At 36.7% G+C, this 9,912-nt stretch carries 10 protein-coding genes; 3 read left to right on the top strand and 7 right to left on the bottom strand.

Going from position 1 to position 9,912, the window contains the following annotated elements:
• Positions 1-129: 129 nt before the first annotated feature.
• Positions 130-1,008, bottom strand: coding sequence for a YitT family protein (locus KI356_RS04020; protein ID WP_002015168.1), 879 nt, complete (start codon positions 1,006-1,008; stop codon positions 130-132).
• Between the two features lie 151 nt (positions 1,009-1,159).
• Here KI356_RS04020 and KI356_RS04015 point away from each other — a divergent pair, with 151 nt between their 5' ends.
• Positions 1,160-1,414, top strand: a complete 255-nt coding sequence (locus tag KI356_RS04015; protein ID WP_128280929.1) for a DUF2624 domain-containing protein — start codon at positions 1,160-1,162, stop codon at positions 1,412-1,414.
• Between the two features lie 19 nt (positions 1,415-1,433).
• On the opposite strand, the gene KI356_RS04010 is transcribed toward KI356_RS04015, so the two are convergent.
• A complete protein-coding gene (locus KI356_RS04010) occupies positions 1,434-2,330 on the bottom strand; it encodes a deoxyribonuclease IV (RefSeq protein ID WP_128280928.1) in 897 nt (298 codons plus the stop codon).
• A gap of 250 nt (positions 2,331-2,580) precedes the next feature.
• On the bottom strand, positions 2,581-3,891 hold the full coding sequence (locus KI356_RS04005) for a DEAD/DEAH box helicase (RefSeq protein WP_128280927.1): 1,311 nt from the start codon (positions 3,889-3,891) through the stop codon (positions 2,581-2,583).
• Positions 3,892-4,075: 184 nt separating this feature from the next.
• Between KI356_RS04005 and vrrA the strand changes: the two genes are divergently transcribed.
• The gene (vrrA, locus tag KI356_RS04000; protein ID WP_128280926.1) at positions 4,076-4,807 is read left to right on the top strand and encodes a VrrA/YqfQ family protein; all 732 of its coding nucleotides are present in this window, start codon (positions 4,076-4,078) and stop codon (positions 4,805-4,807) included.
• An 89-nt stretch (positions 4,808-4,896) separates the two neighbouring features.
• Positions 4,897-5,847: a 4-hydroxy-3-methylbut-2-enyl diphosphate reductase gene (locus KI356_RS03995; RefSeq protein WP_002067184.1), complete on the top strand. Its 951-nt coding sequence runs from the start codon at positions 4,897-4,899 to the stop codon at positions 5,845-5,847.
• A 40-nt stretch (positions 5,848-5,887) separates the two neighbouring features.
• Here KI356_RS03995 and KI356_RS03990 read toward each other — a convergent pair whose 3' ends face one another.
• From KI356_RS03990 to rpoD, 4 genes are all read right to left on the bottom strand, one after another.
• Entirely contained in the window at positions 5,888-7,009 is a 1,122-nt protein-coding gene (locus KI356_RS03990; protein WP_212934835.1) for a Nif3-like dinuclear metal center hexameric protein, read from the bottom strand.
• Complete coding sequence (locus KI356_RS03985) at positions 7,006-7,713, bottom strand: tRNA (adenine(22)-N(1))-methyltransferase (RefSeq protein ID WP_212934834.1); 708 nt, start codon at positions 7,711-7,713, stop codon at positions 7,006-7,008. The genes KI356_RS03990 and KI356_RS03985 overlap by 4 nt, the downstream gene beginning before the upstream one ends.
• A gap of 318 nt (positions 7,714-8,031) precedes the next feature.
• Complete coding sequence (gene cccA, locus KI356_RS03980; RefSeq protein ID WP_128280922.1) at positions 8,032-8,388, bottom strand: cytochrome c550; 357 nt, start codon at positions 8,386-8,388, stop codon at positions 8,032-8,034.
• 385 nt (positions 8,389-8,773) lie between these two features.
• A complete protein-coding gene (gene rpoD / locus KI356_RS03975; RefSeq protein WP_000764062.1) occupies positions 8,774-9,901 on the bottom strand; it encodes an RNA polymerase sigma factor RpoD in 1,128 nt (375 codons plus the stop codon).
• Between the last annotated feature and the right edge of the window lie 11 nt (positions 9,902-9,912).

Raw genomic sequence — 9,912 nt, 5'->3', positions numbered from 1 at the left:
TATAGTACAGCTTATTATAGTTGTAAACCAATCTGCCTAAAATATATTCTTTATTTCAAGAAACCTTATTATTATAACAAAAAAACAGAGAAGAATTCTCTGTTTTCAAAAGATATTACAATTAACTTTTTAGTGAATTGCTGATTTAAACTTACCACCATTTGTCTCTTGTGTATTCATAATCGTAACAAATGCGTTTTCATCAATTTCATGCACAATTGATTTTAACTTCGTCACTTCCAGACGTGTTACAACTGCATAAATAACTTCTTTTTCTTTATCTGTATAGCCACCTTTAGCAACAAGTTTTGTTGTTCCACGACCAAGGCGGTGTAAAATTGCATTTGATACTTCCTCATATTGATCCGATACGATTAAAACTGCTTTCGTTTCGTCCAATCCTTGAATTACCGTATCAATTGTTTTGAATGCGATATAGTACGTCATAACAGAATACATCGCTTGTTCAACACCAAAAACAAATGCTGCCCATGCAAAAATGAATAAGTTCACAAACATTACGAATTCACCAACAGAAAACGGTAATTTCTTCGTTAATAGAATTCCCATAATCTCCGTCCCGTCTAACGATCCACCATGACGAATAACAAGTCCTACACCAATCCCTAAAATAAGACCGCCAAAAACTGTTGCTAAAATCGGCTCTGTTGTAAATGGCGGGATAGCATGCAACGTTGATTCAATAAATGCTAAAGCTACAATTCCAAATGCTGAGGATAACATGAATGTTTTTCCAATTTGCTTATACCCGGAGTACATAAACGGAATGTTGAGGATAACAACTAAAGTAGAAAAACTTAACCACCAAATATTAGGAGTAAGATAATCTAATATAAGAGAAATACCAATAATTCCACCATCAATAATTTTATTTGGCATTAAAAACAGTTCAATCGCTACCGCCGCACACGCTGCCCCAAAGACAATCATAACTAAACGATATACAAGGTGAATAACACTTTCTTTTCGATGTTGCTTTTTTTCCATAAGTCCTCCTTATACTCTTTATCTATAGTTTTGTTCTTATATTATAACATAAGCTTCTTTTTCTCATGGAAAAAACAAAACTCTATAAGAATATATACAAGCTATGTGCACATATATTTCGATAGTAGAACGTGTGAAGGAGGACAACACGATGAACCTCATTAAACAAATTGTTAATAAAAAATTAAATCATATTTCTACAAAAGAGTTATTGAAATATAGTAAAGAATATGAAGTTCCAATTACAACCGCACAAGCTGATCAAATTGTTTTACTTATGAAAGGAAAAAACATTAACATTTACGATAATAACGAGCGACTTGATCTCTTAAAACAAATCGCAAAGGTAACTTCTCCTGCCACTGCCCAACAAGTAAATATTTTATTTCAGCAACTATTAAAATAAGGAGGGGAAAATCCCCTCCTTATTGCGCTTTAATTTTTTCAAGAATCCCTTCATCAAAAGTACCATTTTTCAGCATTTCGATTTCTAATTTATATGGTGGCTTCTTGTCTTTTTTATCTTCACCGACATACGGCGTTTCAAGAATTTTTGGTACATGCGTAAGTTGTGGGTGATGTACAATATGATGCAGCGCCTTATAGCCAATATGACCAAAACCAATATTCTCATGACGGTCTTTTCCAGCACCGCGTACATTTTTGCTATCGTTAATATGAAGTACTTGTAAACGATCTATCCCAACAATCTTATCAAAGTCGTTTAACACACCGTCAAAATCATTTACAATATCATAACCTGCATCGTGTGTATGACACGTATCAAAACATACAGAGAGTTTTTCATTGTATTTTACGCCATCAATAATTTTCGCAATTTCTTCAAAGCTACGACCGCATTCTGTTCCTTTTCCTGCCATCGTTTCTAGCGCAATATTAACCGTTTGTTCTGGTGTTATTACTTCATTAAGCCCTTTAATAATTTGTTGAATACCAGCATCTGCTCCTGCACCAACGTGAGCTCCTGGATGAAGAACAATTTGCCTTGCTACACCTAATGCTGCCGTTCTTTCAATTTCCATACGAAGGAAGTCAACACCTAATTGAAACGTCTCAGGTTTCGTCGTATTCCCAACATTAATAATATAGGGAGCATGAACGATAATTTCTTCAATACCGTTCAGTTCCATATGTTTTCTTCCTGCTTCTATATTCAATTCTTCAATTGGTTTTCTTCGTGTATTTTGTGGTGCACCTGTATAAATCATGAACGTTGTTGCACCGTACGAAACAGCCTCTTCACTTGCTGCTAATAACATCTTCTTACCACTCATTGAAACATGAGATCCAATCTTTAACATACAATCACCTCTTCAATATACAATAGATATAATGATAGCATAATTTGTAGAAATATGTAGCGAATTGTTTGTTCCCACAAAAGGCACTACATGGATTAAACTGACTATTCGAACAATCTGCACTCTACACTTAAGTTAACCGGATAAAGCGAAAGTTTAGTCAACGTTTTTTCTACCCCTCACTAATTATTAGTCCGCATTAATCGACTTTCTCTCAAGTAGTGAGATAAAAAAAAATAAGGGAAATCCCTTATCTTTTTTTATTGCTATATTTTTTCTTCACTTTGTCACGTTCTGTTGCAAGTTTTCGTTTATAGTTTGGTTTTACTTTTTTCGGCTTTTTAACAACTTTTGTTGCCATAACATCTAGTCCATCATTTGGTTTTTTACGACTCTTACGACGACGGCGATCACCTAAATCAGCCCACTCATCTCCACGTAAATCTACATGCTTAAACTCGATATGACGTTGTTTTTCCAAACTATCTAACGCTTCTTCATTTGCTGGATCATAAATCGTCACAGCAATACCTGAATGACCCGCACGTGCAGTTCTTCCAACGCGGTGAACGAAGAAATCTAAATCTGATGGAAGTTCATAGTTAATAACATGACTAATTCCTTCAATATCAATACCGCGTGCCGCTAAATCTGTTGCGACAATGTATTGGAACTCTAAATCACGAACTTGTTTCATCATTTTTCTACGATCACGTGGTGATAAATCACCGTGTATACGTCCTACTTTTAACCCACGTTCTGCTAATCCATCGGCTACTTCGTCAGCCTTTTTCTTTGTGTTTGTAAAGATAATCGCTAAATATGGTTTAAATTGAAGTAGCATATTTTTCACTAATTCAGTTTTATTACGGTGTCTTGAAGGTACAAGGTAATGATCAATATTTCCTGCTGCAACTTGCTTCGGATTAATATGAATATGTTCTGGATTCTCCATATATTTCTTCAAAAATGGTTTTAATTTTTGAGGAATTGTTGCAGAGAAAACTAACATTTGCAGATTTTTAGGCATACGAGCTGCAATTTTATCTACATCTTGAATGAATCCCATATCAAGCATTAAATCCGCTTCATCGACAATAATAGTATCCGCTTTATAAACAAATAGCGCCTTTTCTTCTACTAAGTCTTTAATACGTCCTGGCGTTCCAACTACAATATGAGGTTGTTTTTTCAACTTTTCAATTGATCGTTGTTTATCAGTTCCACCAATTAAACAACGTGCTGTAATCATTTGCCCTTCCGCACAGAACTTTGTTAACTTCACAATTTCTTGATAAATTTGTTGTGCTAACTCACGAGTGGGCGCTGTAATAACAAGTTGTACTTCTTCACGACTTGCATCAATTCTGTTTAATGTAGGAAGTAAGTATGCATGTGTTTTCCCAGAACCAGTTTGGGATTGTCCAATTATACTCACACCTTTTTTCACGACCGGGAAAATTTTCTTTTGAATTCCTGTTGGCTCTGTAAAGCGTAGTTCACGAACTGCATCTATTAAAAATGGTTTAAAATCATACTGTGTAAAAGTTTGTAGTGTCATAAGTTACACCTTCTTTCTAAAATTTCTACTGCGCACAAATCAGTCAAGTCTACATTATATCGAAATCTACAAGTAAAAGCCATCTTTTCTTTAGTTTAGGTTTTCATCATAATAACTAACCTTCTTTCCTTCCACTGCATATTGTATGTGTATATACCTAACTGAAGAAAGGAGGATTTCCCACATGTTTCCGAAATCCCCTATAAGACAAATGTATCCGAATCGAGGACAACAATCTTACACACCATATCCGATTCCACAACTACCACCGATGGCTCAAAAAAAGAAAGGTTTCCTTGCTAAACTTTTTAAAAAACACGATCCAACCGAACCTTTCATGCAAATGGTCCCTCCTTATCGACAAATGGAAGGGCCACCGATGATGCACCAACAACCGCCGCCCCAATATCAACAGCAACAGTCATACCAACAGCAACAGCCATATCAACAACAATATACACAACAATATCAACCATACATGCAGCAATATCCAGAGCAGATGATACCACCTCAAATGTATGAATCAAATGATACACGTGGTGCTGCGTCAGCTACAACTGCAGCGGCATCTAGCAGCGGCATTGGTAGTTTTTTTTCAAATTTAATTTCGAACCCAACTAATATGATAAATAATATCGAAAAAGTATCTCAAGTCGTGCAATCTGTCGGTCCTGTTGTCGAACAGTACGGTCCCATTATGCGTAGTCTACCAAGCATTGTTAAAATCCTCACCTCTGGAAAAAGTACGGAAGAAAATCAAACTGAAGATGCAACAGAACAGGTTGAGGTAGCAACTCCACCTCCTCCACCTCCAAAAAGGAAACGAAAAAAAATAGTGCTTGAACCGGTAATAGAAAAAGAGGTTCCGAAAGAACCCGTTCAACAATCAGCAACAAAACCAAAACTATATGTGTAACAATCCTTTGTTTTCTATCCACTCCTCCTTTATAATGTAATGGACTATGCACAAAAGTATCCCTTGTTTAGAAGGAGAGGATTACTCACATGAAGATTGTTAAAATTTCCCCTCGTGGTTATTGCTACGGTGTTGTTGACGCAATGGTTATTGCACGTAACGCCGCATTAGATAAATCATTACCGAGACCCATTTATATTTTAGGTATGATTGTTCACAATAAGCATGTCACAGATGCTTTCGAAGAGGATGGCATCATTACATTAGACGGTCCAAGTCGATTAGAAATTTTAGATAAAATCGATTCTGGTACTGTTATTTTTACTGCACACGGTGTTTCTCCAGAAGTTAAACAACGTGCAAAAGAAAAAGGTTTAACTACAATTGATGCAACTTGTCCAGATGTTACAAAAACACATGACCTTATCGAAGCAAAGAAAGCTGAAGGATACCATGTCATTTATATCGGCAAAAAAAATCATCCAGAACCAGAAGGCGCAGTTGGTATCGCACCTGATATCGTTCATCTTATCGAAAAAGCTGATGATTTAAAAACACTAGAAATTCCAACGGATAAAATTTTAGTTACGAATCAAACAACAATGAGTCAATGGGATGTTCAACATTTAATGGAGGACATTCAGAAAAAATTCCCAACAGCAGAATTCCACAAGGAAATTTGTTTAGCAACTCAAGTTCGCCAAGAAGCTGTCGCTAAACAAGCTGATGTTGCAGATTTAACAATTGTTGTCGGTGATCCGAAAAGTAACAACTCAAACCGTTTAGCACAAGTATCACAAGAAATCGCTGGTACGACAGCATACCGCGTTGCAGACGTAAGTGAAATTCAATTAGAATGGCTGCAAGGTGTAGAAAACGTAGCTGTTACAGCAGGTGCTTCTACTCCAACGCCAATTACAAAAGAAGTGATTGCTTTCTTAGATCAATATGACCCAATGAATCCAGCTACATGGGAAAGAATTCGAAAAGTACCACTTCAAAAGATACTACCTCGTGTAAAAGTGAAAAAAGAACAATAATAAAAACCGTTGCCTATATGAGCAACGGTTTTTATTTTTCTTATACAAATGTGAATGGATCTGTATGTAACTGCGAAGCATGAATGTGTACATTGAATTTCTTCGCATCTACTTTTTCTTGCAATTGCTTTTGCACACCTTGCTTCATTACTTTTTCAACGTTATGTCCTGGGTCAACTATATTTAAACCAAGCATCATCGCATCGTGAGCAACATGATAATACATGTCACCTGTTACATATACATCTGCTCCTTTAAATTTCGCTTGGTTTATATATTTATTACCGTCACCACCAAGTACAGCTACTTTACGCACTTTATCATCTAATTTCCCAACAACTCTTGCGCCCTTCACGTCTAATGATTGTTTCACATGTTCAGCAAACTGCTCAAGCGTCATTTCTTCTTGTAAATACCCTATTTTACCAAGACCTAATGTTTCACCTTTATTATCAAGCGGATATACATCATATGCCACTTCTTCATATGGATGGACTGCCAACATCGCTTTCATGACTTTTCTTTGTAATGAAGCTGGAATAATCGTTTCGATACGTACTTCTTCCACACGTTCTAACTGCCCAGTTTCCCCGATATAAGGATTTGTTCCCTCTTGAGGTACAAACGTGCCTGTCCCCTCACTACTGAACGTACAGTGGCTATAATTGCCGATATGACCAGCACCTGTATCTCCTAGTGCTGTACGCACTTCTTCCGCATGAGTTACTGGCACAAATACAACAATTTTCTTCATTTCTTCTGTATACGTAGGAGCTAATACTTCTGTATTTTGTAACCCTAACGCATCAGCAAGTAAATCATTTACTCCGCCCTTAGCAACATCCACATTCGTATGTGCGGCATAAATTGCAATATCATTTTTAATACACGTTTCAATAATTCTTCCGTACGCCTTATCTGTATGAATCACTTTTAATGGATTAAAGATTAAAGGGTGATGCGCAATAATGACATTCGCCCCTAATCGAATCGCTTCGTCCACAACTTCCTCAGTTACATCTAATGCGATTAATACGTGCTGAACAGGTTTATTAAGCGCTCCAATCTGTAAGCCAACCTTATCCCCTTCCATCGCTAAATGCTTCGGATACATACCTTCAAATAAAGAAATAATTTCATGGCCATTCGGAATTTTACTCATGATAAAACCTCTCCTATCATTTTCATTTTCGCTTCTACTTCTGCATGCTTCGCTTTTGTCTCTTCAGACTCTGTTGCACGCTCTAACTGTTTTAAAATATTTTGGAAGTTTTTCAATTCCCCTTCCCACTTTTCAACAAAAGCTTCACTTTTTTCTTTTATTAAAAATGGACCCATAAACAATTCAGCTTGTTTATTTTCAGAGTAAGGTACTGCTATATCCCCTCGCTCTCCGACTAAAATCTCGTAAATCTTTCCGTCTTCTATTACAATTTTCTCATGGATAAGCTCCCATCCATTTTCAATAAACCATTCACGAATATGGTGTGCAGCAATATTCGGCTGTAAGATTAAACGTGTTACACCTTCTAATTTTTCTTTACCACTTTCTAAAATGTCACGAATTAACGCTCCACCCATACCAGCAATCGTAATAACATCTACTTCTCCTGGCGCGATAACAGCTAATCCATTCCCTTTACGAACGTCTACTTTATCTTTTAAGCCACTTTCAGCTACAGTTGCTTGTGCAGAGCGAAACGGTCCATCTACAACCTCTCCTGCAACTGCTTTTGTAGCAATATTATTTATAATTGTATAACACGGTAAATACGCATGATCTGATCCAATATCAGCTACTGTAGATCCTACCGGAATCTCCCTCACAACTTCTTCTAATCGTTTTGAAAGCTTTACTTCATTCATGTATTTCCATTACTCCTTCTCTTGTCAGTCTGTCTCCATGATAATGAATTTATAGTAGTTGTTGCAAGCCCATAACAACACTTCAATTCTCTATTACTAATCGTATTTTAGAAAGTATAGAAAAACAAGCCTTTTGCACAAAAGCAAAAGGCTTGTAATACAAAACTTTATCCCGCTATTTGCCGGGTAGTAAGACCCCCACCTCAAAATTCAGCGAAAGCAAAAAAGTTAGATGGGGGTCGGGCTGCCCGTAAATGCCCGATTAGTTCAACTAATAATCAGTGGGAGGATGAACCCCCCACTGATTAAAGTTTCATTTTATTTTTTCTTCGATAACCAATCAGCTACTTTAGCGGCTTGATCAGCTGGAACGATATTGGCAGGCATATTTCCTTTTCCTTTCGAAAGAATTTCTTTAATTTCATCCTTTGAAAGTTTCCCACCAACTTTTTGTAAGTTAGGTCCTACCGCTCCTTGTAACTGATCACCATGACAGCTCGTACAGCTTTGCTTCACAATATCCTCTGGCTTTGATGCTGTTTGCACTGGCTTCCCGCCATTTTTTGCATCAGCTAACTCTTTAGATTTATTTAGCCCCTGAAATGAAAATACAAACATAACGATAATACCTAATGCTGCAATAAGAGCGAACGGAATCAGCGGATTACGTTTCATATCTCTTCTCCCCCCTCTATACCCCTAAATAGTTAGATGATTCAGTCATTTACATTGTACTTGAAAACACTCTATCAGAAAAGAGAAAACTACGACTTGTTGAAAATATTCCATAAATTCAGTTTATTGTTTTTTATTGTTATATCGCTTATTATTTCGATAATTATTAACGTTTTTCATCATATTTTTCGCTTTTCTACATATTATTTTGTATACAATAAACAAAATTAATCGAAAAATCGAAAAATGAGCATTTGCAAATCAAAAGACAATTCTGTAAAATAAATTACAAGAAATTGTAATCGTTGCCGATAGCTAAATTTTAACAAAAATTAACAAAATAAAAAAGTTTACTTCACAAAGGTGAAGTAAACTTAAAAAGAACCTATTCTAAGAAATCCTTAAGACGCTTACTACGGCTTGGATGTCTTAATTTGCGAAGTGCTTTTGCTTCAATTTGACGGATACGTTCTCTCGTTACGCCGAATACTTTCCCAACTTCTTCAAGCGTACGAGTTCGTCCATCATCTAAACCGAAACGAAGACGTAGAACATTTTCTTCACGATCTGTTAGTGTATCTAACACATCTTCTAATTGTTCTTTTAGCAATTCATACGCTGCATGGTCCGCAGGCGATGTTGCTTCTTGGTCTTCAATAAAGTCACCTAAATGGGAGTCATCTTCTTCACCAATCGGTGTTTCAAGAGAAACTGGCTCCTGTGCAATTTTTAAGATTTCACGTACTTTTTCTGGAGCAAGATCCATTTCTTCACCAATCTCTTCAGGAGATGGTTCGCGTCCTAAATCTTGTAATAATTGACGTTGTACACGAATTAACTTATTAATCGTTTCAACCATATGAACTGGAATACGAATTGTTCGCGCTTGGTCTGCAATTGCACGTGTAATCGCTTGGCGAATCCACCAAGTTGCATACGTACTAAATTTGAAACCTTTGCGATAATCGAACTTTTCAACCGCTTTAATTAGACCCATGTTCCCTTCTTGGATTAAGTCTAAGAAAAGCATACCACGGCCCACATAGCGCTTTGCAATACTTACTACAAGACGTAAGTTTGCTTCTGCAAGACGACGTTTCGCTTCTTCATCGCCTTCTTCAATACGCGTTGCAAGACGAATTTCTTCTTCAGCAGATAGTAAGTCTACACGGCCAATCTCTTTTAAGTACATACGAACAGGATCATTGATTTTCACACCTGGTGGTACACTTAAATCATTGAGGTCGAATTCTTCTTCCGTTTTTGTAATTTGACGATTATTAGGACCTTCGTCGTTGTCATTGTCACCAACTAAGTCAATCCCTTGTTCACCTAAATATTCATAGTATTCATCCATTTGATCGGATTCAATTTCAAATCCATTCATGCGTTCTGCAATCTCTTCATATGTAAGAACGCCACGTTTTTTTCCGAGCTCAGTGAGTTGTTCTTTCACTTGCTCAAGGGTCATTTCAGTTTCAATTTGTTTAGAACGAGCTGGTTTGTCAGCCATCTGTTCCCCTC

Origin of the sequence: Bacillus hominis, assembly GCF_018332515.1 — a bacterium.
GTDB lineage: Bacteria > Bacillota > Bacilli > Bacillales > Bacillaceae_G > Bacillus_A > Bacillus_A hominis.
Note: the sequence above shows the minus strand (reverse complement) of the source record. Positions and strands in the feature narration are given on the sequence as shown.